Here is a 26,112-nt window from a genome sequence, read left to right on the forward strand (position 1 = left end):
GCGTCCCCTCTCTTCCCCAGCCGCCCCCCGCCCCCCCCACCCCCCCCCGCGCCCGCCCCCCCCCCCCCCCCCCCCCCCCCCCCGACCCGGTGAACGAAACGCGGCGTCGGCTACACGAACTCCTGTCCGCTTCCGGCCGTTCCGCTGATCCGGTCAACACTGGATCGCGACCGTACGAGTCCGGATTCGGGCGATTCCGGTCGGCTGAAGGTGGTTCGGCCGATCCGGACAGAGGAGGAAGCTGGTCGAGCGCGCTCGAACCGCAGCGGGCGCGCTCGACTGGGTCCACATCCAAGCGCAGGCGGGCGAAAGCCACCTCATCGGGCGATTCTGATGGTTCGGGAAGCCGATGGGAGGCGGATCCGGTGGCGGCCGGATCCGAGCGGGGTCGATCGGAGCCGAAACGGGCCGGTGCGCACCGGCCCTCGTCGGAACCAACCCTGCCGGGCGGGACGGTCGAGCAGGCAAAGGACGCAAGTCTGCGCCTGCTCGCCGTCCGCGCCCGCAGCCGTGCCGAACTCGCACAACGCCTGGCCGCCAAGGGATTCACACCCGAGGTGACCGAGGCCGCCCTCGACCGTCTCGCCGAGGTCGGCCTCATCAACGACGCCGCCTTCGCCGAAGAGTGGGTCCACGCCCGCCACACCTTCTCCGGTAAAGGCAAACAGGCCCTCGCTCGAGAACTCCGCCGCAAGGGCGTCGCGCCGTCCGACTCGGCCCCCGCCTTGGACGCCATCACCTCGGACGACGAGGAATCCCGCGCCGTCGAACTTGTTCGCCGCAAACTCCGCTCGATGCCGGCGGACCTCGACCGCGACAAAGCAATTCGCCGCCTCGTCGGTATGCTCGCCCGCCGCGGATACAACCAGTCCACCGCCTACCAGGTGGTGAAAGCCGAACTGGCAGGCCACGGCACAGCCGCCGACATCGAAGACCTCCCCGACTCGATCGATTAGCGCCAGCAACTGCTCCGTACCCCTCTCGGCGGCCCTGCGCAGCGACCTCGGCGAAGCGTCCTCGGCCCGTGGATGCCGCGCGGCCCGCTCGACGGGATTCGCGGCGGCACAATGACGGTCACGGCGCTGATCGGCACCTACCGGTCCGACGCCGCAATGCCGCCACTGGATTCGGTGGTTCACCGATTGAGGCTGGTGACCTCGCTTCGGATCGGGCCATGGCCATAATCAGCTGTGCCAACTGTGCCAGAACGACTGTGTGCCGCTGGCGAGGACGCCCTTCAACGCGCTCGGTCGCAAGTCAGTCGTCGACAGCTGGTTTATCGGCCGCCAGGAGAATTCGGGGTGATCTTCCTGGCTAACGGGGACACCGTCCACCTCAGCGGCGAACACCAGATTCACCTCATGAGGTGCGGTCGATTCGTCGTCGACATATCCGTGCTCGACGACACCGACGAGGTTTGCGGTGGGTGCCCTGATCGGTTCGATGACCATCGCTGCGAACGGTGGTGCGCTCGAGCGGATTACCGCATCGAGCGCACCACGGGTTCAGCGGCTATTTCGTGATGTCCACGCCCGGAGCGGCGTCGGTGAGGATCGAGTCGGCGGCCAGTACGGCGCCGCCCTTGGTCTTACGGCCGCGCAGTCGCTTCTCCACCTTGGTCGCCACGAGCGTCAGTGCGCTGTTGAGTGCGATCATGATGATCGCGATGACCATCAGTGAGGGAATCGTATTCTGTTCGGCGGCACCGAGTTGCTGCCCCGAACGCACGATTTCGACGTAGGTGATCTGGTAACCCAGCGCCGAGTCCTTCAACGCGACAACCATCTGGGAGATCAACGCGGGCAGCATGGCGGTGATCGCCTGCGGCAACAGCACCAGCCGCATCAGCTGACCCTTGCGCAGACCCAACGCCACCGCGGCCTCGGTCTGGCCCCGCGGCAGCGACTTGATACCGGCCCGCACGATCTCCGCGATGACCGAGCCGTTGTAGATCGTCAGCGCGGTGACCACGGCGGCCAGTGCGAGCTGGTCCACCTTGAACAGCTTGTAGTCGGAGAAGACCGAGAACAGGAAGATCATCAGGATCAGTACCGGGATGGCCCTGGAGATTTCGACGACCGCGCCCGCGACCCATCGCACCACCCGATGCTCCGACAGCCGCAGTATGCCGAAGATCATGCCGATCACCAGCGCGAACACGATCGACATCAGGGCCGCGACAAGGGTGCCCTTCAGGCCGGGCAGCAGGTAGGTGGTCCAGACGTCCTTCTCCAGGAAGGGCTTCCACTTCTCCGCGGTGAACTGCCCCTTGTCGGCGAAGCCGCTGTACAGATACCAGAGCACAGCGCCGACGCCGACAACGACCAGCACCGAGTAGATGTTGTAGCGAATACGCGCCCGGGTGCCCGGCGCGTCGAACAGGACCGAAGCACCGGCGCTCATCGGGCAACCTCGTATCGTTTGGCGAGCCAGCCGAACAGCAGGCCCGTCGGCAGGGTCAGGATTACGAAGCCGAGCGCGAAGATCGCACCGATGGCCAACGGCACGGCCTCGGACTCGACCATGCCCGCCATCAGGTGGGCGGCCTCCGCCACGCCGATCGCCGAGGCGATCGTGGAGTTCTTGGTCAGCGCGATGAGCACGCTGCCGAGCGGAGCGATGACCGCGCGAAATGCCTGCGGGAGCACCACGAGTCGCAGATTCTGCGTGAAGCTGAAGCCCAGCGAGCGACCCGCCTCGGACTGCCCGAGCGGCACCGTATTGATGCCCGAGCGCAGCGATTCACAGACGAAGGCCGCGGTGTAGATGCTGAGTCCGACAATCGCGAATCGGAAGTTGTTCTGCGCCACCGAGTTCGGGCCTTCGGGGGCGAGTCGCCAGCCCATGGTCGTGTACAGGCCCAAGGAGCAGAACACGATGATCAAGGTCAGCGGGGTGTTGCGGAAGATGGTGACGTAGGCGGTACCGACCGCGCGGGCAACAGGTACGGGGGATACACGAAGCCCGGCGACGATGGTGCCGAGAACCAGCGCAGCCAGACCCGACACCACGGTCAACTGGATGGTTACCCAGAAGGCTTCGAGGATTTGGTCGTCGTACCTCGAGATCAGGTCGAACACGGCGGACGCGTCCCTCCGATCGGTGTGGATTCAACAGGGGAACAACAGATGGCCCGGTCCGGCAGGCCCGGGCCATCCGCGCGAGAAACTCAGTACCGGTTGACCGTCGGCGGTGTCGGCGCCTGGTATCCGGACGCACCGACCGTCTGGTCGAACGCCTTCTTCCACGAGCCGTCGGCGATCATCGCCTCGATCGCGTCGTTGACCTTGTCGCGGAGTTCCTTGTCGCCCTTCTTCAGACCGATGCCGTAATTCTCTGTGGTGAACGGCTTGCCGACCACCTTGAAGGAGCCGGCACTCTGGGCGGCGTAGCCGGCCAGGATGATGTCATCGGTGGTCACCGCGTCCCAGGACCCGCCCTTGAGCCCTTCGAGGCACAGCGAGTAGGTGTCGTTGGTCTGCAGCTGGGTGTCAGGGAAGTTCTTCTCGATGTTGCCCGCCGGAGTGGAGCCCTTGACCGAGCAGACCTTTTTGCCCTTCAAGCTGTCCGGACCGGTGATGTCGGTGTTGTCCGCGCGCACCAGCAGCGACTGGCCCGCGACGTAGTACGGACCCGCGAAATCGACCTTCTCCTTGCGCTTATCGCTGATCGAGTAGGTTGCGACGATGTAGTCGACCTGCCCGTTCTCGATGAGCGTCTCGCGCTGTGCGGACGGAGACTCCTTGAACGTGATGCCCTCGGGCTTGACGCCGAGCTTGCCCGCCACATATTTGGCGACCTCGACATCGAACCCGCTATAGGAGCCGTCCTTGTTGCGCAGGCCGAGGCCAGGCTGGTCGAACTTGATGCCGATGGTGAGTTTGCCATCCTTGGCGTTGTCCAGGGCGGTCTTGCTGTCGCCTCCGCCACAAGCGGCTGCGGTCGCGGCGGTCAGCGCCAGGGCGATCGCCCCGACACCGATTCGAAACGCACGATTGATCCTCATCGAGTTCCTTCCCTCATATGGTTTTCGATGGCCGTGATTTCAGATGGTCAGTGGCTCAATATTTTCCCGAGGAAATCCTTCGCGCGCTCCGATTTCGGTGCGGTGAAGAATGCCTCCGGCTCGGCATCCTCGACCACCTGTCCGTCGGCCATGAACAGCACCCTGTTCCCGGCGCGACGAGCAAATCCCATTTCGTGGGTGACCACCAGCATGGTCATCCCTTCTTTTGCCAGCGACACCATCACATCGAGCACCTCCTGGACCATTTCCGGGTCCAGTGCGGAGGTCGGCTCGTCGAACAGCATCACCTTAGGGCTCATTGCCAGGGCGCGCGCGATGGCGACGCGCTGCTGCTGGCCACCCGACAACTGCGCCGGGTACTTATCGGCCTGGTTGGCGATGCCCACACGTTCGAGCAGTTCCATCGCCCGGGCGCGTGCATCGTTCTTGGCGACTTTGCGGACCTTGAGCGGCGCGAGCATCACGTTCTCGACGATGGTCTTGTGTGCGAACAGATTGAAGGATTGGAACACCATCCCGACATCGGCGCGCAATGCGGCGAGCGCGCGGCCCTCGGCAGGCAGCGGTACACCGTCGATGGCGATATCGCCGGAGTCGATCGGCTCCAGCCGGTTGATGGTGCGGCACAGCGTCGATTTCCCGGACCCCGAGGGGCCGAGAACAATGACGACCTGTCCCTTGGGAACTTCGAGGTTGACATCCCGCAGCACATGGAGCTCACCGAAGTGTTTGTCCACATTGCGCATCGAGATCATCGGCGCACTGGTTGCGGCGCTCTCATCCCCGGTCGTGGCGGCCCCGGTCGTATCGGGCGCGGCAGCGGCGTCGGTCATGCATCAAGACCTTAAGCGGAAAATACGAATTTGCCCGAGTTTCCGCGACACACCGCCGCGCCACGCCGAATCGACACGTGTCTGTAACCTGCCGATCGGCCCTACTCTGGCCAGCTGGAGCCCTCGATCACCTCGACGAAATCGGTCCGTTCGAAGCCGGGCACGAACCGGGCGAGTACGTCGGCTTTGACATTGCCGAAGGTCGTCTGTGGCCGATCCTCGATGCCGTGCGTGAATGCGGCGAGAATTCGCTTCTTGAAGTCGGGGCGCGGGTGCGCGGCGACTATGGAGTCACGAATGCCGGCGGGCAGATCGAGGTAGCCGATCCCGAGGACATCGAGTTCGACACCCGCGGTGACCAACGCGATCTCCGGCCGCATCCAGTACGGAATCTCCGGTGTGGTGTGCAACGCGATGGCATCCCATACCAGCCGCACCGACTCCTCCGGAATACCGTGTGCGCGCAGGAACGCCGCGGCCTGCTCGGCGCCGTCGATTTCGAACCTGCGGTCGGCGGTGCGGTATTCGTCGGTCAGTCCGAGGTCGTGGAACATCGCTCCGACGTAGAGCAGCTCGGGATCGAACTCGAGGCCGCGACGGGCGCCCTGCCAGGCGCCGAACAGGTAGACGCGGCGGGAATGGTCGAACAGCAGATCGTCGGTCGCGTCGCGAACCAGTTCGGTTGCTGCGGCGGCCAGGCGGCTGTCGGGGATGACGATATCGGCGATGCGGGTCATGGCGACTCCTCGTGTCGGTTGTTCTCGTCATCGAGTCTTGTTGCGACCGAAGACGGTGGCCATGTCCGTATGGACAGTTATCCCTCGGATTCGGCCATGTCTGCCCGATCGGAGCGGGCACACCGGCCAGGGGGCCGGCACTCGCTCGGTCGCCGTCCTGACCCAGTCGCGTTGAACCTGTCCGGCGTCAGCCGTGTCGAGGAAACACGTTGCCCTGCGATGTCCGACTGCTCGTGGTCAGCGGTACGAGCCCTCGCGTGGTGGCGTAACCGTTCCCTGCCCGGGATCGGCCGGCCGGCATACGGTGAGCAGCCCTTCGCGGACGAGGCGTCGGATGAGCACCACACGCCCTTGTTTGTCGATATGGCCGGGTAGCTGATTTGCCGCGCACTCTCCGGCTTCGAGGAGATGGCGCAGTTCGATCGCAGCGGAGGACGGGAGGGAGATGATCTTTCCGCCGAAGCTCAGCTGAATTCGTTCCGCGCCGATGGTCATCTCGTACTCGATCTCGGCTCGCCGCTTTACCTGTGTGGTCTCGTCGATTCGGGCCTCGGACTCGATATCGATCAGTCGACCGGAGAGCACGGGAAGCTGAGCGAGCCGCATCGAGCTTGCCGCGTTGTCGACGAGGGCGGAGACATCGATTCCGTGGGTCGACTCGTCGAGGAGATCTCGAAATGCCGTGGCCGCTTCTTTCCGTAGCGCGTCGTTCGTGGCGAATCCCAAGGGGAGGGATGCCCGGAACCGGACGTCCTGGTCGATGCGGTCTTCGACCGCGGCCTGGATAAGCGTGGCCCAGGTGGGCGGGTGCGCTCCGACCGTCAAATGCAGCGAGGTGGCGTCGCTGCTCACTGCGTGATGCGGAAAACCACGGGGGATATACAGCAAATCGCCGGGACGCAGTTCCTGCTCGAAGAGTGGCTCTCCGGATACATCCAGGGGCCTGGTCGATTGCCGCAGGGGAGTGCCACCTCGGCATCGAATACGCTCCAACGCTTGGTTCCCGCGATCTGGAGCACGAAGACGTCATGGGTGTCACAGTGCGTGGCAAAGCCTTGTGAGGACCGCGGTGTCAGATATGCGTTGACCTGAAATCGTGCGGATATCTGCCGTCCAAGGCAACGGCACAGATCTTGTATGCGCGGGAATGCGCGTCTTGTATGCGCGGGAATGCGCGCTCGAGGGCGGTCAGAAGAATCGTGGCACCCCATGATGCAGGGCAAGCACTGCTTCGACCGCATCGTGGTCGGCCACGGCTGCACGGCGTTCGATGCGATCGAAGCCGACACCACGACCGTCGCTGATGACCTTGATCATGTGCCTGTGCAGTGCGGGCCTATCTCGACCCCGAGGCCCTCAGTGGATGGTTGCGGTGAACTTGCCAATAGGAGTGTTCGAGCAGCGGCGTCGGTGGCATAGCGAACGAGTTCGGTTGCGTGGCGGTCAGCGGCTGTCGGGCGGACGATATCGGCGGTGCGGGTCATTGGGACCCGCGTCGGTGTTCTCGTCATGGAGTCTTGTCGTGGCTGAAGACCCGGGGTATGTCCGCATGGACAGGTATCCCTCGGATTCAGCCCTAACACGCGAATAGGCTTGTGGCATGTCTCGCAAGGTTCGTCACGTCGTGTTTCTGGCCTACAACGGAGTGCGGCAACTCGACATCACCGGACCGCTGGAAGTGTTTGCAACCGCCCGCGACTTGGGGGCCCGGTATCGCTGGTCGGTGTGCTCTACCGACGGCGCGGACGTGACCACCGCGACCGGTCGACTCGCTGTCGACGGCCGTGTCGAGCACGTCCCGATCGACACCGTTGTGGTCCCCGGTTCCGCGGATCTCCCGCGCGACCGCATTCCCGCGACACTGCTGACCGATCTCGCCGCGCTCGCTCCACGAGTGCGCCGGGTGGCCTCGGTCTGCACCGGCGCGTTCGCCCTGGCAGAAGCGGGCATGCTGGATGGCCGCCGCGCGACCACCCATTGGCGACACGCCGCCACGCTGGCTCACCGCTATCGCGCCGTCCGCGTCGAGCCGGATGCCATCCACGTCCGTGACGGGCATGTGCTCACCTCCGCGGGCGTGACCGCGGGCATCGACCTCGCCCTGGCGATGGTTGAGGAGGACACCGGTGCGGCCCTGGCCCGCGAGGTCGCTCGTGACCTGGTGGTCTTCATGCAGCGTCCCGGCGGACAGTCGCAATTCTCTGCCGCGCTGCGCACCCCGCCGGTCCGCCGTGATCCGCTCCGCGCGGTCGTCGACACCATCGCCGCCGACGCCGCGGCCGACCATTCCGCACCAGCTCTCGCCGCACGCGCGGGCCTGAGCATCCGCCACCTGACCCGCCTGTTCCATGACCAACTCGGCGCAACCCCCGCCGCGTACGTCGAGTCCGTACGCGTCGAGGCGGCACAAGCCCTGCTCGCCGAGGGCGCAACAGTGACGGACACGGCCTTGCGCACCGGCTTCGGCAGCGACGAATCGCTGCGGCGCGCATTCGGTCGTCGCCTCGGCATCACCCCCTCGGCATACCGCGCGCGCTTCCGCACCACAGCCAACGGCACAGCCGGGACCGACGCCGCAGGCCCACCGGATACCGAGGCGCGCAACGGCGCGGATACCGGCGGCCTTACCCTGGATAGGTGAATTCGATGGGCCAGGTAGAGGGAGCGGTTCGCAGTTACGAGGTGCGCACCTTCGGCTGCCAGATGAACGTGCACGATTCCGAGCGTTTGTCCGGTCTGCTGGAGGACGCGGGATACGTGCATGCCGCGCCGGGGGCGACGGCCGACCTGGTGGTTTTCAATACCTGCGCGGTGCGCGAGAACGCCGACAACAAGCTCTACGGCACCCTCGGCCACCTGGCTCCGATCAAAGCCGAACGGCCAGGCATGCAGATCGCGGTAGGCGGCTGCCTTGCGCAGAAGGATCGTGACACCGTGGTGCGCAAGGCGCCCTGGGTCGACGTGGTGTTCGGCACCCACAACATCGGCTCATTGCCGGTGCTGCTGGAGCGGGCCAGACACAACCATGAGGCGCAGGTGGAAATCCTCGAATCGCTCGAGGCGTTCCCCTCGACGCTGCCCGCCAAGCGGGAGTCCGCGTACGCGGGCTGGGTGTCGATCTCGGTGGGCTGCAACAACACCTGCACCTTTTGCATCGTGCCGTCGCTGCGCGGCAAAGAAGTCGACCGCCGCCCGGGTGATGTGCTGGCCGAGGTGCAGGCGCTGGTCGACCAGGGCGTGCTCGAGGTGACGCTGCTCGGGCAGAACGTGAACGCCTACGGAGCTTCCTTCGCCGATCCCGAGGAACAGCGTGATCGCGGCGCATTCGCCAAGCTGCTGCGCGCGGCCGGACGGATCGAAGGACTCGAGCGCGTGCGTTTCACCTCCCCGCACCCGGCCGAATTCACCGACGACGTGATCGAGGCGATGGCGGAGACGCCCAATATCTGCCCGCAGCTGCACATGCCGCTGCAATCCGGCTCGGACCGAGTGCTCAAGGCGATGCGCCGCTCCTACCGCAAGACGCGTTACCTCGGCATTATCGAAAAGGTTCGTGCGGCAATGCCGCACGCGGCGATCACCACCGACATCATCGTCGGCTTCCCGGGCGAAACCGAGGAAGATTTCCAGGAGACCCTGGACGTGGTGCGCCAGGCCCGCTTCACCAGCGCCTACACCTTCCAGTACTCCAAGCGTCCCGGTACGCCCGCCGCCGATATGCCCGATCAACTGCCCAAAGAGGTGGTCCAGGAGCGCTACGAACGGCTCATCGCGCTGCAGGAGGAAGTCTGCCTGGACGCGAACCGGGAGCTCATCGGCACCGAAGTGGAGCTGCTGGTCGCCGAGGGCGCGGGCAAGAAGAACGCGGCCACCGCACGCATGAGCGGCCGTGCCCGCGACGGCAGGCTGGTGCACTTCCGCCCGCCGGTCGCAGAATCGGGCAGTGCCGACACGATTCGGCCGGGCGACATCGTCACCGTCGACATCACCGGCGCGGCTCCCCACTACCTGATCGCCGACGGACCGGTGCGCACCCATCGCCGCACCCGCGCGGGCGACGCGCACGAGCGCGGCATCATGCCGAAGACCGAACCGATCGGAGTCGGCCTCGGCCTACCTCGCATCGGCGCCCCGGCCCCGGAACCGGCCGCCGCAGGCTGCTCGACAGGCTGTGGCGCATGAGCGTGCACGGCGAGGCGACGGTATGAGCGGCGGACCGGACGAGCGAAGCGACGCGACGCGTGGCCGCGGGGGAGCGGATCCCGCGTCCGGCCGCGGCGCGGACGGTGCGAATCCGGCTCCGGCCGAAGGCGAATCGAACCAGGAGGCCTCGGATTCGGCGGCAAATACTACCTCGCGTAGTGGGTCGGCTGCCGGTGTTGGACGCACCGATGGCACAGTGGACCCCGGCAGTGCCGACCATGATGACGCCGAACGGAACGAGGGCTCAGTGAATTCGGTCGAGAGCAGCAAAGACTTCGAGCAGTTCCGCGACGACCTCGATGCCGTCGAGCGCCGCGTCGCCGGTGAGATCGATCCCGGCGTTCGCGCCATGGTGGTCGCGGGCGCGGTGTTCGTTCTGCTGGTGTCGCTGGTGCTGCCGCATGCGGGCACCGCACGCGGCTTCGACGTCTTGCTCGGCACCAGTGCAGCGAGCTTCGAGCACATCGGCCTGCCGTCCCGGATCTTCGTCTGGTTCGTCGTCGTCTTCGGCATCGGTTTCTCGTTGCTCGCCCTGATGACCCGCCGCTGGGCACTGGCGTGGATCGCGGTCGCCGGATCCGCCATCGCCGGCGCCTTCGGCGTTTTCGCCATCTGGCACCGCCAGACCCCCGGCGTCGGCGGCCCCGGCGGCGCCAACTACTACGGCGCGGGCCCGGGCATCGGCCTGATTCTCGGAGCACTCGCCGCTATCGTGCTGACCTTCCACTGGGTGCGGGTCGTATGGAGCCGCACCGCACTGCAATTGGCCGCCGAAGAGCAGCGCCGCATCGCCTCGGCCGCTGCGGAAGAGCGCGACCGCCGCCGCTTGATGGGGGAGTAACCCATCCGGCCTGCCGGGTGACCGTTCATGAAATCGGTCTGATCCCGACAGCCCCCGGTGTCAGAGGTTGCTGACAGCGCCCTCTGCCGCCTCGGCCCATTCACGCCACTGCTTGGCCTGTTCCATGGCCTTCTCGGCGTCACGCTTGTTGCCCGCCGCGGTCGCCTTGGCCGCCTGCTCCTCGAATTGTGCTACCCGCTCACGGAATTGAGCCGCCCTGGCCATCGCCTCCGGATCGGTGCGGCGCCACTGTGCGTCGACCGCGTCGCGGACACGCTTCTCGATGGCGCGCAGTTTGCCTTCCAATTCCTGGATCCGCTCCCGCGGGACCTTGCCGAGCGCGTCCCACTTGTCCTGGAGTTCGCGTAGCGCGTTCCGTGCGGTATCGAGGCCGTTGGCCGGATCGATGTGCTCGTACGCGCTCAGCAGCTCTTCCTTGGCGGTGGCATTGTGTTCGAACTCGGCGTCGCGTTCGTTGACGGCGGCATTGCGCGCGGCGAAGAACACATCCTGGGCGCTCTTGAACCGCCGCCACAGCGCCTCGTCGGCCTCGCGCGGCGCGCGGCCCGCGGCCTTCCACTCGGAGAGCAGGTCACGGAACACGCCCGCGGTGCCCACCCAGTCGGTAGAGCCCGACAGTTCCTCGGCGCTCACGCACAGTTCTTCTTTGCGCGTCTTCGCGGCCGAACGTTCCCGATCGAGCTCCGCGAAGTGCGCGCCGCGGCGGCGGTTGAACGCCTCACGGGCCTTGGAGTAGCGCTTCCACAGCGCGTCGTCGACCTTGCGGTCCACCCCGCGAATGGACTTCCACTCGTCGAGGATTTCGCGCAGCCGATCGCCCGCGGCCTTCCACTGGGTGGACTCGGTAGCGATCTTCTCGGCCTCGGCGCACAGCGCTTCCTTGCGCTCGGTGTGCTCGTGCCTGGCCTTTTCCTTCTCCTCCTTGGCGTGTGCCGCCGCCTCTTCGGAGTGCTCGGCGATCGCGGCGAGCCGGCGAGACAGGCTGTCGATATCGCCGATGACCGCTGCGGTGGCCAGCGACTCGGCGATGGTGATCGCCGCCGCTTTGGTCTTGCGAGCGTCCGCGCCCGCGGCCAGTCGCGCCTCGAGCAATGCCACTTCGGTGGCCAGGTCGTCGAATCGGCGGCCGAAATGCGCAAGGCCTTCGGCGGCGTCACCGGCCTGCCAGGAGCCGACGATGCGTTCGCCGTCGGCGGTCTTCACCCAGGCGGTGCCGTCCTCGTCGACGCGGCCCCAGACGCTGGGATCGCTGGCAGTCGGGACGACCACAGGATGGGGGTGTTCGCCGGGAGCCGGCTTGATGGCGTGCGGCTTGGGATGAGCCTGCGCGGCGCCCGGTTTGGGGGCGCCGGGCTTCGGGACGTCCGAGGGGCGCGGTGTCGTGCCGGGGGTGGCCTTCGCGGTTCCGTTGCTGTCCGTCATTGCTCCTCGTCCCTGCCGCGCGTCACGGCTGCCTGGTTACGCCCTAGCTCATCCCATTGAACCCGGTTCGAGCCCTGCACACTATCGATCGACGTCCTCACGCGGATGATTCCCAGGGAATGCAACCCGTGATGACCTGGGTTGTAGCACCTCGAACACTATCAATCTCGGCCAAGTTTGCGGCAGAGACACTCGAACCCGACCGGCCGTGGGGTCGGTCAGGGAGCGGTACCCGCGGTGCGCGGCACCGGTATTGCGAACGACTACGGTTACGTCGTGTTCTCCATTGCGGCCCTGGTCCCGTCGCCGCCGATCCTCGTGCCCGAGCTCTGCGGCGGTGTCGCGCGCGTGACCGGGGCGGATCCCGTCGGTGCGCCCGCGCTGCTGCGTGCGGCGGCACTGGAGGCCGCAGGCGCTTTGGCGGTCGCGCGGCACTGGCTGGTGATCGGGGCAGGCGCCGCCGACGAGCAGCTCGCGCCCGGCACACTCGGCACATTCCGTGGATTCGGAGTCGACACCCGGGTCGCACTGTCGAATCCAGCCCTCTCGACAAGGTCTGCTGACGATATGCCTGACCCACAGCTGCCGCTGCCTGTCCTGATCGCTGGATGGTTACGGGGACAGGTCGCACCCGCCGCGGAGGCCTCGGCCCGGATCGTTGCCGCGGATACCTCGACGGCCCGCTGCGCCGAAATCGGCGCCGAGCTGCGAACGGTGCTCGACAGCGCACCCGAACAACTGGGCGTGCTGGTGATCGCTGATGGTGCGGCAACACTGTCCACGGCCGCACCCGGCTATCTGGATACCCGCGCCACCGCTGTCCAGGACGATCTCGATCGCGCGTTGGCCGCGGGCGATCGGGCCGGGCTGCTCGCCCTGGATCCGGCATTGTGCGCCGAGCTGACGATGTCGGGGCGGGCGGCCTACCAGGTGCTGGCCGGGCTGTTCGCCGCCGATTCGAGCGATCCGGAGGTCGAGACGCTCTACCAGGACGCTCCTTTCGGCGTCGGCTACCAGGTGAGTGTGTGGCGCCCGGTGCGCGGTCGGGGTGATACGCCGTGACGATCACCCCGATCGCCGTGGTCGGCCCCACCGCGACCGGCAAATCGGATCTCGGACTCGACCTCGCCGAGCGACTCGGCGGCGAAATCGTCAACATCGACGCGATGCAGCTCTATCGCGGCATGGATGTGGGCACCGCCAAACTCGCCCCAGGCGAGCGTCGCGGCATCCCGCACCACCAGCTCGACGTTCTCGACGTGACCGAGACCGCAACCGTGGCCGCCTACCAGGCCGCCGCGATCGCGGACGTCACCGCGATCATCGCGCGGGGACACACCCCGGTCATCGTCGGCGGTTCGATGATGTATGTGCAAGCGCTGCTGGATGATTGGGAGTTTCCCGCCACCGATCCCGTGGTCAGGGCCCGCTGGGAGACCCTACTCGCCGACGAGGGCCTCGTCGCGGTGCACGAGGCGCTGCGGGCGGCCGATCCCGCCGCCGCGGCGACCATCCTGCCCACCGATGGCAGGCGGATGGTGCGCGCGCTCGAGGTCGTCGAACTCACCGGCCGCCCGTTCGCGGCCTCGGCGCCCGCCATCGGCGAACCGCGCTGGGGCACCGTGATCATCGGCGTGGATCGTGATACCGCCGAACTGGATTCGCGCATCGAGCGGCGCACCGCGCTGATGTTCGAGTCCGGACTGGTCGAGGAGGTGCGCGGCCTCATCGATGCCGGCCTGCGCGACGGCGTCACGGCGCGCCGGGCGATCGGCTATGCGCAAGTCTTGTCCTACCTGGACAACGAATACGACCTGAACCACGCGCAGGAACGCACCCTGATCGGCACCCGGCGTTACGTCCGGCGCCAGCGCTCGTGGTTTCGGCGGGATCCCCGGGTGCACTGGGTGAACGGCGCCGACCCCGAGCTGGCCGCCACCGCGCTGTCTCTGCTGCCCGCGCAACCTCTCGACAACACAGAACGGACTCCGCAGTGACACGACGTGTGAGTACCCGCAATGCCTCGGTCCAGGTCTGGCAGGCATACCTGAACAATCGCACCAAACGCCACCGTGACAGCCGTTTTCTCGTGCAGGGCGTGCGCCCGATCACCCAGGCGATCGCCAACGACTGGCCACTCGAGACGATGCTCTACCGGCTCGGCGCGCCCGAGCTGTCGAGCTGGGCGCGTGAACTCCTTGATACCAGCGGTGTGCCGCAGGTGGGTCTGGTGCCGGAGCTGATGGCCGAGCTCGGCGAAAAGGCAACCGGCATACCGGAATTGGTGGCCGTCGCGGTATCGCGGCAGCCCGAGCTGGACACGTTCGAACCTGGTGAGCCCGGTGACGCCGCACCACCGGTGGTTGTGGTCTTCGACCGCCCCAACTCGCCGGGCAACCTCGGTACCCTGATCCGCTCGGCGGACGCCTTCGGCGCGAGCGGTGTGATCGTCACCGGCCACGGCGCCGACCAATACGACCCGCAGGCCGTCCGCGCCTCCACCGGCTCGCTGTTCGCCATGCCGGTCTACCGGGCTGCCGGCGCCGCGCAGGTGCTCGAATTCCGGGACCGGCAGGTGCGACGCGGTATCCCCACCCGCATCGTCGGCACCGACGAAGACGGCGCGAGCGCGGTGTTCGACCACGACTTCGCCGAGGCGACCATCCTGGTGATCGGCAACGAGACCAGCGGCATGAGCGCGGCCTGGCAGGATGCCTGCGACAACATGGTCTACATCCCGATGGGCGGCACCGCCAGCTCGCTCGGGGCGCCGTCGGCCGCGGCGGCCACGCTGTACGAAATTTCCCGCCAGCGCAGGACGTTTGTCAGATGACTCGCGCGCGATCAGCCGGGAGCACACCGAACAGGGAGAATGGGAACGTGGCGGACATCGAATTTTCGAAAGGGCACGGCACCCAGAACGATTTCGTGGTGCTGCCCGACCCGGAGGTTCGGCTGGAGCTGACCCCGGAGCGGGTCGCCGCGCTGTGCGACCGCCGGCGCGGCCTCGGCGCCGACGGGGTGCTGCGTGTGGCGCGAGCAGGCGCGCTGCGCGAGCGCGGTGTGCTCGACCGGATCCCCGACGGCATCGACGCCACCGACTGGTTCATGGACTACCGCAATGCCGACGGCTCGATCGCGGAAATGTGCGGCAACGGCGTCCGGGTTTTCGCGCATTATCTGGCCGCGAGTGGCCTCGAATCGCGTGCGCAGTTCGTGGTCGGCAGCCGAGCCGGGGCCCGCCCGGCCACCGTGCACGCCGCCGACTCGGTCAACGGCGATGTCACCGTCGATATGGGTGTGGTCCGCGAATTGGGTTCCTCGACGGCCACCATCACGGGATGGGCGTTCTCCGGAATCGGGATCGACGTCGGCAATCCGCACCTGGCCTGTGTCGACCCAGGCCTGTCGGTCGACGCGCTGGCCAAGCTCGATCTGAGCGCCTCACCCGGCTACGACCCCGACCTGTTCCCGCACGGCGTCAACGTCGAGATCGTCACCGCGCTGGATGCCGACAACTCCGTCGACATGCGCGTCTACGAGCGCGGTGTCGGCGAAACCCGTTCCTGTGGAACAGGAACCGTCGCCGCCGCCGCAGCGGCACTGGTCGACTCCGGATTCACGATCGCCACCGACAGCGGCGAAGTCCGGGTCCGGATCCTCGGTGGCGAGGTCACCGTCACCCTGCGCGGCGGTTCCGCCCAGCTGCGCGGCCCGTCGGCGCTGGTCGCCTCCGGCCGCATCGCCGCAGGCTGGTGGCAGGCGCTCTGAGAATTCCGGCCCGGCGCGGCGTCGCGATACTCGGATGCGCTATGTCGGTCGATCGTGGGACCATGGGTCTTGTATGACGAAACAAGAGACGTATGAATTCACTCCGGCAGCCGACGATGACGATTTCACCACGGCCGCCGATGAGGCGAGCTTCGACGAGGCCGCCGACACCGGTGACGTAGTAGCCGAGCACAAGGCACGCATGTCGCGTTCGGGCTGGACCAGGGAATCCAAGTCCGCGGATCCGACAGTCGGCGAGATGCAGCTGCAGGACCGCAGCTCGCTGCGTCGTGTCGCGGGTCTGTCCACCGAGCTCACCGACATCACCGAGGTCGAGTACCGGCAGCTGCGCCTGGAGCGGGTCGTGCTGGTCGGCGTCTGGACTTCGGGCAGCACCGTGCAGGCCGAGGCGAGCATGGCCGAACTGGCCGCGCTCGCCGAGACCGCGGGTTCCGAGGTGCTCGAAGGTCTGATCCAGCGCAGGGACAAGCCGGACCCGGCCACCTACATCGGTTCCGGCAAGGCCGACGAACTGCGCGCTGTCGTCTTGGAGACCGGCGCGGACACGGTGATCTGCGATGGTGAGCTCACTCCCGCGCAGCTGACCGCGCTGGAGAAGGTCGTCAAGGTCAAGGTGATCGACCGGACCGCGCTCATCCTGGACATCTTCGCCCAGCACGCGACCTCCAGCGAGGGCAAGGCGCAAGTCGCCCTCGCCCAGATGGAATACATGCTGCCGCGCCTGCGCGGCTGGGGTGAGTCCATGTCCAGGCAGGCCGGTGGCCGGGCGGGCAGTAACGGCGGTGTGGGTCTGCGTGGTCCCGGTGAGACCAAGATCGAAACCGATCGCCGCCGTATTCGCGAGCGAATGGCCAAGCTGCGCCGCGAGATTCGTGAAATGAAGACCGCGCGCGACACCAAGCGGGCCCGCCGCAATTCCAGTGGCATCCCGTCGGTCGCGATCGTCGGCTATACCAACGCGGGCAAATCCAGCCTCATGAACGCGCTGACCGGTGCGGGCCTGCTTGTCCAGGACGCGCTGTTCGCCACCCTCGATCCGACCACCCGGCGCGCCGACCTGGACGACGGCCGCGAGGTCGTCTTCACCGACACCGTCGGTTTCGTGCGCCACCTGCCGACCCAGCTGGTCGAGGCATTCCGCTCCACCCTCGAAGAGGTCACCGGCGCCGACCTGCTGCTGCATGTCGTCGACGGCTCCGACTCGCTGCCCGCCGAACAGATCAAGGCCGTCCGCGAGGTGATCACCGACGTGATCAAGGAGTCCGGCTCGGCGGCGCCGCCGGAGCTGCTGGTGGTCAACAAGGTCGACGCGGCAGATCCGGTGGAGCTGACCCGGTTGCGTGGGGTCCTGCCCGACGCGGCCTACGTGTCGGCCCACACCGGCGCGGGCATCGCGGCGCTGCGCGAGCGGCTGGCCGAGGTCCTCGGCGGACTCGATGTCGAGATCAGCGTGCTGCTGCCCTACACCCGTGGTGATCTGCTCGCCCGTATTCACGCGGACGGCCGGATCACCGCATCCGTCCATGAAGAGGGTGGCACCCGGGTGCGGGCACGGGTACCGCATGCACTGGCCGCGGCGTTGTCGGAGTACGCCCACGCCGGGTCTGCCACGGAGGTTTCCGGTGCTCCCGAAACCAACCGATATACCGAGACCAATGGACATTCGGAGACGAGCGCCCCAGTGCAGGACTGATCGGCGCAATGCGGAACCGGAGTGTGACGTAACGCTCACCGTTCTGTTGTGCGAGCGTGCACGGCCCGCCGACCACCGGTCGGCGGGTTTTGTGCATTCCGGGTACACAACCGATGCGACACAGTCGATTTCGTTACGATATCGTCGTCGAATCGACATCAGGAGGGTTCCATGTCGCACGACAACTCCGGCTCGGCCACATCCCGCAATCGGCCATCCGGTGACTCGTCGCACACCAGCGTGCTCAGTGACGGTGCGCCGCTTACGGTTTCACTGACCGACACCGATCTTCGGGTGCTCGACACCCTGCTCGCGCCCCTGCGCGCCTGGACGAGCCCCCGCTATTACGGCCTGGAGAACATCCCCGCCGACGGCCCGGTGCTGCTGGTCGGCAACCACAACCTGATGGGCGGCATCGACGCGCCGCTGCTGCTGCCGGAAATCCTGCGCCGCCGCGGCAGGCTCATTCGCGGCCTCGCCGAGAACGTCCTCATCTCGGTCCCCGGTGTGCGCGAACTGCTGCACCACTTCGGCGCCGTTCGCGGTAGTCGCCGCAACTGCCTTGCGCTGCTGGCCCGCGGCGAGGCCGTCATCGTGTTCCCCGGTGGTGGTCGCGAGGCGGTGCGCCGCAAGAACGAGAAGTACGTCCTGAAATGGGAGGGCAGGTCCGGATTCGCGCACATGGCGATCGAAGCGGGCGCGCCGATCGTGCCGGTGGCGATGATCGGCGTCGATGACGCCTACGACATCGTCTTGGACGGTGATCATCCTGTGCTGCGCCCGCTGCGCTGGGTGGTCGAGGCACTGGGGCTCAGCAAAGATCTGACCCCGCCGCTTATCCGTGGCATCGGTCCGACCGTGTTGCCCCGACCGGAGCGCTTCTACTTCTCGGCGGGTGCACCGATCGATCCTGCGCCGTGGCGCGACGCGGTCGACAAGCATACTGCCGCAGTGGAATTGCGCGATATCGTGCGCAAAGAGTTGGAGGAGGAGCTGAAGTTCCTCTTCGCCGAGCGGGAGCGCGACTCCGGTCGAACCCTCATCGGTCGGTTGCGTGGCCTGTTGAACCGTTGATAACTGGGCCCACCTGCGCTGTCAGCAAATTCTCAGTTAGTGGCAGCTACGGTGGTCCCATGCGTTGGACACGAAGACGAACGGCGGTAGCGGCGGGTGCGGTAGTGATGTTCCTGGGGGTGCCTGCGGCGTCAGGTGGCCTCGCAACCGCAGTGGTCGCAGCGTCGGATCCGATCATCGCCTCCGGTTCACTGCTCGCCTCGCCCCGTTCGTCAGACGGGTCTCGCGTCGACAGCTTCACCATCACCGACGACCGCAACCTCGTCCTCCAGGTGTTCTCTGCCGCCATGGACAAGAACATCGAGGTCAAGGTGCAGCGCCCCGCCGACGCCTCGGTCGCGCGTCCCACGCTGTACCTGCTTTCGGGAGCGGGCGGCGGCGAGGACGAGGCCACCTGGGACTTGAAATCTTCCGCATCGCAGTTCTTCGCCGACAAGGATGTGAACGTCATCCAGCCGGTCGGCGGCGCGTGGAGTTACTACGCCGACTGGCGCGCCTCCGACCCGGTGCTCGGCGTGAACGAATGGCAGACCTTCTTCACCGAGGAATTGCCGCCCCTGATCGACTCCGCTCTCGGCGCGAACGGCACCAACGCGATCGCGGGCATTTCGATGGCGGGCACCCCTGTGCTGCAACTCCCCATCGCCAAGCCCGGTCTCTACAAGTCGGCCGCGGCCTACAGCGGTTGCGCTCAGATCAGCGACCCGATCGGCTGGAACTTCGTCAACACCGTCATCGCGGCAGGCGGCGGCGACTCCGCGAACATGTATGGGCCGCAAGGTGATCCGATGTGGGCCGCCAACGACCCCTACGTCCACGCCGACCTACTGCGTGGCACAAACCTGTTCATCTCCAACGGCTCCGGCCTCCCCGGCCAGTGGGACACCCTGAACGGTCCCTACGCCCTACCCGGAGTCGGCGGCCTCGCGAACCAGGTGACCCTCGGCGCCGGCCTCGAAGCTGCCGCCAACTACTGCTCCCGCAACATGCAGAATCGCCTCAACCAGCTCGGCATCCCCGCCATCTACGACTTCCAGCCGACCGGCACGCACTCCTGGGGCTATTGGCAGCAGGCGCTGGTCGCCTCCTGGCCGGTCCTCGCCGAGGGTCTGGGTCTGCCTGCTTGAGCCGGTGGCCGCCAGGATCTCCGGCGACGCATGCTCGCGGTCTCCTGGCCGGAGCTTGGCCGCCCGAGTCGGTTCGATGGCGGTAGAGCCCTTCCTCCCGGGCCGTGGCGTTTGCCGGGAATCTCGATCTGCTGCGGAATCCACCGCCGCTCGACCAGGTGAGGCGATGAATTTTGGATGCGAAGTGAACTGTCATTCTCTTTCCGGGTACCGTATGTGGCAACGACGGGTCGGTGTGGACCGGCCGCTGTGGTCACTAGGAGGTTGGTGTGGAGCGCACATTGTTCGAACCCGAACATGAACTGTTCCGGGAGTCGTTCCGCAAGTTTCTCGATCAGCACGTCGCGCCGAATCATGCGAAGTGGGAAGAGCAAGGCATCGTCGACCGCAACGTCTGGCTCGAGGCAGGTAAGCAGGGATTCCTCGGCATGGCCATGCCGGAGGAGTACGGTGGCGGCGGCGTCAAGGACTTCCGCTACAACGCGATCGTCGCCGAGGAATCCGTCCGCGGCCAATACTCCGGCCTCGGCTTCGCCCTCCACAACGACGTCATCGCGCCCTACCTCTCGGAGCTGGCCAACGACGAGCAGAAACAGCGCTGGCTCCCCGGCTTCTGTTCCGGCGAAATCATCACCGCCATCGCCATGACCGAACCCGGCACCGGCTCCGACCTCCAGGGCATCAAAACCCGCGCGGTCCGTGACGGTGACGACTGGATCCTCAACGGCGCCAAGACCTTCATCACCAACGGCATCAACTCCGACATCGTCATCGTCGTAGCCCAAACCGACCCCGACAAGGGCGCCATGGGCTTCAGCCTCCTCGTTGTCGAACGCGGCATGCCCGGCTTCGAACGCGGCGCCAACCTCGACAAGCTCGGCCTCAAAGCCCAAGACACCGCCGAACTGAGCTTCACCGACGTCCGCGTCCCCGGCAAAAACCTCCTCGGCACCGAAGGCATGGGCTTCATCCACCTCATGCAGAACCTGCCCCAGGAGCGCCTCTCCATCGCCGTTATGGCAGCCGCCGCGATGGAAGCCTGCCTGGATATGACCATCCAGTACGTGCGCGACCGCAAAGCCTTCGGTAAGCCCATCGGCGCGCTCCAGAACACCCGCTTCGTCCTGGCCGAATCGGCCACCAAAACCACCGCCGTCCGCGTCCTCGTAGACCGCTTCATCGAGGACCTCAACGCGGGCAAGCTCTCCGTCGAGGACGCCGCCATGGCGAAGTGGTGGAGCACCGAGGAACAGGTCGACCTGATCGACCGCTGTCTCCAGTTGCACGGCGGCTACGGCTACATGAAGGAATACCCGATCGCCAAGGCATACCTGGACGCTCGCGTCCAGACGATCTACGGCGGGACCACCGAGATCATGAAGGAAATCATCGGACGGTCGCTGAAACTGTCCTGACGACAAGCGGTTTCGGACTCCAGTCGGCGGCAGATGTCAGCCGTGGACTGGAGTCCGGATGTTTGGATGAGGCCGAGGGGCGAGGCGACCGAATTCGCCGCAACCATTGCTACTACCGCTTCGATCACCGTTCTCTCCCTCGCATCGTCATGCTGAACGGATCGGTCTGCGATGCTACGTCGGCGAACCGGGTATACGCAGTGTTTTGCCGGCGGACGATCGAGGGCACGTGAGTCGGCGCGGTCGCCCTCTGGTTTCAGGCGTGACGCCCGTGCTGGTCGCGGGCCCGCCGACCTCGCCCTGGCAGCTCGAAGGTATGGGTAGCCGCTCGGCGGCGATCGACCGTTGTCTCTCGAAAGCATTGCGCACGAACGCGACACGCTTGTGAGGCAGGTAGGGCAGCCGCTGCGCGGATGGGTGCTCGCTGCCCTGACCACCGAACCCCGCCGCCGTAGTCGCTACCGGCGCTTGACCACTGGCTGCTCCGGGCACACCGCGTTATGTAATGCAGACCTCGGGTACAACTGAAACATGAGGGCTTCAAGGCATTTCGTGTTACTTGTCAGTGCGCTGGTCACCGCGGTCTCCGTTCTCGGCCTGCCCGCTTCCCCTGCCGCGGCAGCCCCGGCCGGAGCGCATGTGGTCGATGATATTCCCCTGGACGCCTCCGTATCGAGGACCGATGTCTACTCGCCATCGATGGATCGTGTGGTGAGCAACAGGGTGATTCGGGCTGCGGGCGGCTCGGCCCCCACTCTGTATTTGCTCACCGGGCTCGGGGGCGGTGTGGATGGGATCTCGTGGTGGGACGACACGGATGTCCGAGAGTTCTTCGCCGGCAAGCATGTCAATGTGGTGATGCCGGTCGGGGGCGCCTACAGCATGTACACCGACTGGCTCACCGACGACCCTGCGGTCGGCCGCAACCGGTGGCAGACGTACCTGACGCAGGAACTGCCCGCGGTTCTCGACAGGAAACTCGGCAGCACCGGACGCAACGCCATAGCGGGTGTGTCGATGAGCGCGGCCTCCGCGGTCGATCTCGCGATCCAAGCGCCCACGGTGTACAGCGCCGTGGCCGCCTACAGCGGGTGTCCGTGGGCCGCGGATCCGCTCGGGGTGGCGATGATCACCGCGCAGGTGGGGCGTGGTGGTGGCAATCCGGTCAACATGTGGGGCGCGTTCGGTCAAGCGGTCTGGCGTGCGCACGACGCGTTCGCCAACGCGGGCGCTCTCGCGGGAAAGACCATCTACCTCTCAGCAGCTACCGGTACTCCCGGCGCGATCGATGAAGGCGGGCTGCCCTTCCCACCGATCGAGGCGATTGCCAGCTCGTGCACGGCGGCCTTCGCCGGCAGGCTCGCCGAGCTCGGTCTGCCTGCGGTGCATGTCAATCGCCCGGAGGGCTCGCACACCTGGGGACAGTTCGAAACAGACCTGCATGATTCCTGGCCGCATTTGGCTCGTGCACTCGGTTCGTGAGACATCTGCTAGGGCGAGTAAAGCCCGCAATCGAATGAGCTCACCGCGTCAACGGACCCGTTGTGCGCTGCCCGGGTTCTCCGCTGGCCCAGGTTTTCATGGGGTGAGTAAGGCGGCGATCGCGTCGGCCGTCCAGCCGATGTCTACGCCTGGGCATATCACCAGGTAGGCGGCGATCTGTTCGGTGGTCCAGGCGTGCGAATCGGCCAGACCGGCGGCTAGATGAAGGAGATAGGCGGCCGCAGGCGGATTGCCGGGGAGGTCGGCGAAATGCCGAGGCGCGGTCAACGTGAGGAGGGGGTAGCCGTCGTGAGTGCCTGCGCAGACCAGTGTTTCGTAGCGGCCGGGGCCGAGTGTGCTACGACCCGTGGTGATTGCTTCGGTCAAGTCCAGGTCGGCGCCTGGTTGGCGGTACATCTCCTGCGCGGCGATATCGGAGAACTGGGCGGCGGTGATCAGGTGGGCGCGGACGGCCATCGCGCCGGGGCCGTCGGGGTCGTAGAACGCTCGGCCGCCGGTCCAGGTCAGTGATTCGGTGGCGAAATACAGCTGGCCGCGCAGCATGACCGGGACGGAACGTGCCGGGTCGGCAGGGTTGCGACAGCCGGGGAGGACCAGGGCGCCCCCTTCGGGGGTGCCACCCGCGAGGTAGCACCGTAACCGCGGCAGATGCATGTTCGATCCGTAGGCCGCGTACCAGACCAGGCTCGTCCCGTCGCCGGATCGGCTTGCCGTGTGGAAAGAATCGTTGTGAGGCATCACCTCGACGATAGGCACTGTGGCCAGGTCCATTGCGGAGCAACGCGATGTCGCGGGGCGGATCAGCCGCCGCGCGCGGGGTGACGGAGAAGATCGCCGGTATCCCGCACGGTCGGCTACCGCGCAACCGGTGAATGCGAGCGTTGGATGCCGGCGTGAGCGGTCGGGTGGCTCAGTTGTGGCGTAGGACCGACTGATACCAGCACCAGCGCCCAGGTGTTCAGTCGCGGCGCGCAACCGTCACAACGTCCGGCACGAGCGTGGGCGGAATCGGATGCCGTTGCACCGGCCGCTGCTCGGTGATGGTGAACCCAGCTGCTTCGACCAGGGCGCGCATCTCGCTAGGCGGTGGGAAGTAGGCGAGGCCCTGTATCGGTGTGGGCTGGAATGCTCGGGCGAATCGGCTGCTGGGGTTGTTCAGCACGATCGCAAGTAGGCCGCCGGGTACCAGAATTCGATGGAATTCGGCTAGGGCGGCCTGGTGGTCGAAGAAGTGGAAGGCGTGTGTGGACACCACTGCATCGACGGCGGCGTCGGGGAACCCGAGGTCTTCGGCTCGGCGGCGGCGCCATTCGACTCGGTCCGAGCGAGATATCGCTTGCTGCAACATTCCTGCCGAGACATCGCAGCCATAGACTGCCTCCGGCGTCAGATCTGCAGCGATCCGCGCGGCCAAAATGCCGGTGCCGCAACCGACATCGACGATTCTCTGGGCGCGGTTGAGCGCCAGCTGGGCAATGATCTCGTCCTGCGGCGGTCGGTAGGCGAGCCGCTGCAGGATCGGTGTGTTGTACAGGCGCGCCGCCCTGTTCCAGCCCAGCGTCACCAACCTGTTGAACGCCCGCGCAGGCGCTTGCTGCATGGCAGACATCAATCTCCCCTTCAGGAAGTGTCAACTCCAGACTAGATTGTCTGAGACACATTGAAAACCCTGATTACCGCCGCTGCTCGACTTCGGCATCGCCGGCCCTATCTCGGAATTCGGGGGAGGGTGGAGCTCAGTTCGTCTGCTGTGCGATCTGGATGAGATTGCCGCACGTGTCATCGAGAACCGCGACGATCACGGGCCCGTGGTCCAATGGCTCCTGTGTGAACCGGACGCCGAGAGCGCGCAGCCGGTCGTATTCGGCGCGCACGTCGTCGACGGCGAACGAGGTGAACGGGATGCCGTCCTCGACGAGAGCCTTCTTGAACGGGCCCGCCGCGGGGTGGCCGTCGGGCTCGAGTAGCAGCTCGACGCCGTCTGGATCCTGTGGCGACACCACAGTCAGCCAGCGGGCCTCGCCGAGCGGGATGTCGGTCTTCTTCGTGAAGCCGAGCACGTCGGTGTAGAAGCGCAGGGCCTTGGCTTGATCGTCGACGAAGACGCTGGTCACATTGATTCGGATCATCATTCCTCCTGGAGCCAGCGGTCCGTGAGGTGCCGCAGGGGCTCACGATTCAGGTGGTGGAACTTGTATCGGCCATCCCGGCGGGTGCTGATCAGGCCGGCGGATTCCAGCACGTCGAGGTGCTGTGAGACGGCCTGCCGGGATGAGGAGAGCCGGTGCTTCATGGTGAGCCTGCTGCAGATCTCGAACAGTGTCTGGCCGTCGCGGTCGGCCAGTTCGTCGAGGATTGCTCGGCGGGTCGGGTCGGCCAGCGCCTTGAAGACGTCGCCGGGCTCGGCAACAGTGCTCACGCTCGTCAGCGTAGGCAAGTAGCCACTTGCATGTCAAACGTCACGATTTGCGCACACACTGCCGCCGGACTGGTGCATCGGTCGGCTGATCCGGGGCACTGTCTGAGTCTGTACCCGTCTAAAGGATTTCGATGGCGAGCAATTCCTCGGTGCCTGTCGAGTCCCCGGTCGATGCCGGGGAATCGAGTTTCCGGAGTACGACGTCGCGACTATCGGGGGCGCGGATGGAACCTGATCAAGCTGCGGGAGATGGGCATCGCTCATCGACGAGGGAGGGCGAGTGCGAGCCGCATCGCCTGCGACGATGATTCTTTCGGCAGGGAAGCCCTGGCCGAGCAGGCAGGACCCGCACTGTGCCCGAGAGCATTCGTGGGGACAATCAGCGGGTCGTGCTACTTGACCGAGAGCGCGCCGTCCAGGCCACCGACATCGGTGATCTTCCAGTCGGAGCCGCGGTCGATGGTGACGTTGTAGGTGACGGTGGTCTGCGCCCCGGCCGTGTTCTGCGCGTTCGTAGAGCTGACGTTGACGAAGACTGTCACCCGGTAGACGCCGTCGCGCTCGGACAGGATCTTGGCTGTGATCGGGCTGCCGGTCGATGCCCACTTCAACGGGGTGAGCAGCTCTTGCAACTTCGGTGCGGTCGCATCGAACTTGTTGGCAAGGGCGGGTGTGGTGTTCTGCTTGAGCCGCCCGACCCAGGAGGCGAACTCGGCGTAATTGACGGTGGCGGCGCCGACAGCGTAGTCGGTGGCAATCTGCTCGGCGTGACGGTTGTCGGCGGCCACCCTGTCATGGTCGGCGAGGTCGCCGCGTGCCGCGAAGAGGAAACCGGCGAGCGTGACGGCGAGGATCGTCAAAGCTGTGGTGGCCGCCGCCCATGCCACCGTGGTGACCGGCAGCGAAATAGACCGCGGTGTGGCATCGGTTTTCGACGCGACCCCCTCGGTAGTCCCGGCGTCGGCGGTCTTGGTGGTGTCGACTGTCATTGCTGCTCCGAATGAT

Annotated in this window: 28 protein-coding genes; 13 read left to right on the forward strand and 15 right to left on the reverse strand. The window is 66.4% G+C overall.

Annotation, left to right across the window (positions count from 1 at the left end):
* The first annotated feature begins 365 nt into the window (after positions 1-365).
* Positions 366-956 carry a recombination regulator RecX gene (gene recX / locus ACFU4Z_RS30780; protein WP_379069966.1) on the forward strand — a complete coding sequence of 197 codons (591 nt, stop codon included), beginning with the start codon at positions 366-368 and terminating at the stop codon, positions 954-956.
* 228 nt (positions 957-1,184) lie between these two features.
* On the opposite strand, the gene ACFU4Z_RS30785 is transcribed toward recX, so the two are convergent.
* The 9 genes from ACFU4Z_RS30785 to ACFU4Z_RS30825 form a co-directional block, all read right to left on the reverse strand.
* Positions 1,185-1,451 (reverse strand): hypothetical protein, encoded by a 267-nt coding sequence (locus ACFU4Z_RS30785; RefSeq protein WP_379069969.1) that lies wholly within the window; start codon positions 1,449-1,451, stop codon positions 1,185-1,187.
* A gap of 61 nt (positions 1,452-1,512) precedes the next feature.
* Complete coding sequence (locus tag ACFU4Z_RS30790) at positions 1,513-2,403, reverse strand: amino acid ABC transporter permease (RefSeq protein WP_379069972.1); 891 nt, start codon at positions 2,401-2,403, stop codon at positions 1,513-1,515.
* A complete protein-coding gene (locus ACFU4Z_RS30795; RefSeq protein ID WP_379069975.1) occupies positions 2,400-3,080 on the reverse strand; it encodes an amino acid ABC transporter permease in 681 nt (226 codons plus the stop codon). The genes ACFU4Z_RS30790 and ACFU4Z_RS30795 overlap by 4 nt, the downstream gene beginning before the upstream one ends.
* An 89-nt stretch (positions 3,081-3,169) precedes the next feature.
* The gene (locus ACFU4Z_RS30800; protein ID WP_379069978.1) at positions 3,170-4,006 is read right to left on the reverse strand and encodes a glutamate ABC transporter substrate-binding protein; all 837 of its coding nucleotides are present in this window, start codon (positions 4,004-4,006) and stop codon (positions 3,170-3,172) included.
* Between the two features lie 47 nt (positions 4,007-4,053).
* Positions 4,054-4,782 (reverse strand): amino acid ABC transporter ATP-binding protein, encoded by a 729-nt coding sequence (locus ACFU4Z_RS30805; RefSeq protein WP_379070076.1) that lies wholly within the window; start codon positions 4,780-4,782, stop codon positions 4,054-4,056.
* Positions 4,783-4,961: 179 nt separating this feature from the next.
* Positions 4,962-5,597, reverse strand: coding sequence for an HD domain-containing protein (locus ACFU4Z_RS30810; protein WP_379069981.1), 636 nt, complete (start codon positions 5,595-5,597; stop codon positions 4,962-4,964).
* Between the two features lie 237 nt (positions 5,598-5,834).
* Complete coding sequence (locus tag ACFU4Z_RS30815) at positions 5,835-6,557, reverse strand: JmjC domain-containing protein (RefSeq protein WP_379070079.1); 723 nt, start codon at positions 6,555-6,557, stop codon at positions 5,835-5,837.
* Entirely contained in the window at positions 6,446-6,838 is a 393-nt protein-coding gene (locus ACFU4Z_RS30820; protein ID WP_379070082.1) for a JmjC domain-containing protein, read from the reverse strand. The genes ACFU4Z_RS30815 and ACFU4Z_RS30820 overlap by 112 nt, the downstream gene beginning before the upstream one ends.
* Positions 6,786-6,914 carry a hypothetical protein gene (locus ACFU4Z_RS30825; protein ID WP_379070105.1) on the reverse strand — a complete coding sequence of 43 codons (129 nt, stop codon included), beginning with the start codon at positions 6,912-6,914 and terminating at the stop codon, positions 6,786-6,788. The genes ACFU4Z_RS30820 and ACFU4Z_RS30825 overlap by 53 nt, the downstream gene beginning before the upstream one ends.
* A 283-nt stretch (positions 6,915-7,197) precedes the next feature.
* On the opposite strand from ACFU4Z_RS30825, the gene ACFU4Z_RS30830 reads away from it, so the two are divergent.
* The 3 genes from ACFU4Z_RS30830 to ACFU4Z_RS30840 all read left to right on the forward strand — a co-directional run bounded on the left by ACFU4Z_RS30830 (position 7,198) and on the right by ACFU4Z_RS30840 (position 10,641).
* On the forward strand, positions 7,198-8,238 hold the full coding sequence (locus tag ACFU4Z_RS30830; RefSeq protein ID WP_379069984.1) for a GlxA family transcriptional regulator: 1,041 nt from the start codon (positions 7,198-7,200) through the stop codon (positions 8,236-8,238).
* Between the two features lie 5 nt (positions 8,239-8,243).
* Entirely contained in the window at positions 8,244-9,779 is a 1,536-nt protein-coding gene (miaB, locus tag ACFU4Z_RS30835) for a tRNA (N6-isopentenyl adenosine(37)-C2)-methylthiotransferase MiaB (RefSeq protein ID WP_379070085.1), read from the forward strand.
* A gap of 268 nt (positions 9,780-10,047) precedes the next feature.
* Positions 10,048-10,641, forward strand: coding sequence for a hypothetical protein (locus tag ACFU4Z_RS30840; protein WP_379069987.1), 594 nt, complete (start codon positions 10,048-10,050; stop codon positions 10,639-10,641).
* A gap of 60 nt (positions 10,642-10,701) precedes the next feature.
* On the opposite strand, the gene ACFU4Z_RS30845 is transcribed toward ACFU4Z_RS30840, so the two are convergent.
* Entirely contained in the window at positions 10,702-12,084 is a 1,383-nt protein-coding gene (locus ACFU4Z_RS30845) for a DUF349 domain-containing protein (RefSeq protein ID WP_379069990.1), read from the reverse strand.
* A gap of 276 nt (positions 12,085-12,360) precedes the next feature.
* Between ACFU4Z_RS30845 and ACFU4Z_RS30850 the strand changes: the two genes are divergently transcribed.
* The 9 genes from ACFU4Z_RS30850 (at position 12,361) to ACFU4Z_RS30890 (ending at position 22,667) form a co-directional block, all read left to right on the forward strand.
* On the forward strand, positions 12,361-13,146 hold the full coding sequence (locus ACFU4Z_RS30850) for a hypothetical protein (RefSeq protein WP_379069993.1): 786 nt from the start codon (positions 12,361-12,363) through the stop codon (positions 13,144-13,146).
* Positions 13,143-14,081, forward strand: coding sequence for a tRNA (adenosine(37)-N6)-dimethylallyltransferase MiaA (miaA, locus tag ACFU4Z_RS30855; protein WP_379069995.1), 939 nt, complete (start codon positions 13,143-13,145; stop codon positions 14,079-14,081). The genes ACFU4Z_RS30850 and miaA overlap by 4 nt, the downstream gene beginning before the upstream one ends.
* Positions 14,078-14,917, forward strand: coding sequence for a TrmH family RNA methyltransferase (locus ACFU4Z_RS30860; RefSeq protein ID WP_379069998.1), 840 nt, complete (start codon positions 14,078-14,080; stop codon positions 14,915-14,917). Before miaA ends, ACFU4Z_RS30860 begins: the two co-directional genes overlap by 4 nt.
* 56 nt (positions 14,918-14,973) lie before the next feature.
* The gene (gene dapF / locus ACFU4Z_RS30865; protein ID WP_379070088.1) at positions 14,974-15,855 is read left to right on the forward strand and encodes a diaminopimelate epimerase; all 882 of its coding nucleotides are present in this window, start codon (positions 14,974-14,976) and stop codon (positions 15,853-15,855) included.
* A gap of 202 nt (positions 15,856-16,057) precedes the next feature.
* On the forward strand, positions 16,058-17,569 hold the full coding sequence (gene hflX / locus ACFU4Z_RS30870; protein ID WP_379070090.1) for a GTPase HflX: 1,512 nt from the start codon (positions 16,058-16,060) through the stop codon (positions 17,567-17,569).
* A gap of 171 nt (positions 17,570-17,740) precedes the next feature.
* On the forward strand, positions 17,741-18,643 hold the full coding sequence (locus tag ACFU4Z_RS30875; protein ID WP_379070001.1) for a lysophospholipid acyltransferase family protein: 903 nt from the start codon (positions 17,741-17,743) through the stop codon (positions 18,641-18,643).
* Between the two features lie 59 nt (positions 18,644-18,702).
* Positions 18,703-19,770, forward strand: a complete 1,068-nt coding sequence (locus ACFU4Z_RS30880; RefSeq protein WP_379070003.1) for an alpha/beta hydrolase — start codon at positions 18,703-18,705, stop codon at positions 19,768-19,770.
* A gap of 269 nt (positions 19,771-20,039) precedes the next feature.
* Positions 20,040-21,185 carry an acyl-CoA dehydrogenase family protein gene (locus ACFU4Z_RS30885; RefSeq protein WP_379070006.1) on the forward strand — a complete coding sequence of 382 codons (1,146 nt, stop codon included), beginning with the start codon at positions 20,040-20,042 and terminating at the stop codon, positions 21,183-21,185.
* Between the two features lie 531 nt (positions 21,186-21,716).
* Positions 21,717-22,667 carry an alpha/beta hydrolase gene (locus tag ACFU4Z_RS30890; protein ID WP_379070008.1) on the forward strand — a complete coding sequence of 317 codons (951 nt, stop codon included), beginning with the start codon at positions 21,717-21,719 and terminating at the stop codon, positions 22,665-22,667.
* 96 nt (positions 22,668-22,763) lie between these two features.
* On the opposite strand, the gene ACFU4Z_RS30895 is transcribed toward ACFU4Z_RS30890, so the two are convergent.
* The 5 genes from ACFU4Z_RS30895 to ACFU4Z_RS30915 form a co-directional block, all read right to left on the reverse strand.
* Positions 22,764-23,426, reverse strand: coding sequence for a histone deacetylase (locus ACFU4Z_RS30895; RefSeq protein WP_379070011.1), 663 nt, complete (start codon positions 23,424-23,426; stop codon positions 22,764-22,766).
* A gap of 220 nt (positions 23,427-23,646) precedes the next feature.
* Positions 23,647-24,288, reverse strand: a complete 642-nt coding sequence (locus ACFU4Z_RS30900; RefSeq protein WP_379070093.1) for a class I SAM-dependent methyltransferase — start codon at positions 24,286-24,288, stop codon at positions 23,647-23,649.
* Positions 24,289-24,424: 136 nt separating this feature from the next.
* On the reverse strand, positions 24,425-24,814 hold the full coding sequence (locus tag ACFU4Z_RS30905) for a VOC family protein (protein ID WP_379070096.1): 390 nt from the start codon (positions 24,812-24,814) through the stop codon (positions 24,425-24,427).
* Between the two features lie 2 nt (positions 24,815-24,816).
* Positions 24,817-25,107 (reverse strand): ArsR/SmtB family transcription factor, encoded by a 291-nt coding sequence (locus ACFU4Z_RS30910; RefSeq protein WP_379070014.1) that lies wholly within the window; start codon positions 25,105-25,107, stop codon positions 24,817-24,819.
* Positions 25,108-25,499: 392 nt separating this feature from the next.
* A complete protein-coding gene (locus tag ACFU4Z_RS30915; RefSeq protein ID WP_379070017.1) occupies positions 25,500-26,096 on the reverse strand; it encodes a hypothetical protein in 597 nt (198 codons plus the stop codon).
* Positions 26,097-26,112 lie beyond the last annotated feature (16 nt).

Origin of the sequence: Nocardia sp. NPDC057440 (assembly GCF_042802915.1) — a bacterium.
Taxonomy (GTDB): Bacteria; Actinomycetota; Actinomycetes; order Mycobacteriales; family Mycobacteriaceae; genus Nocardia.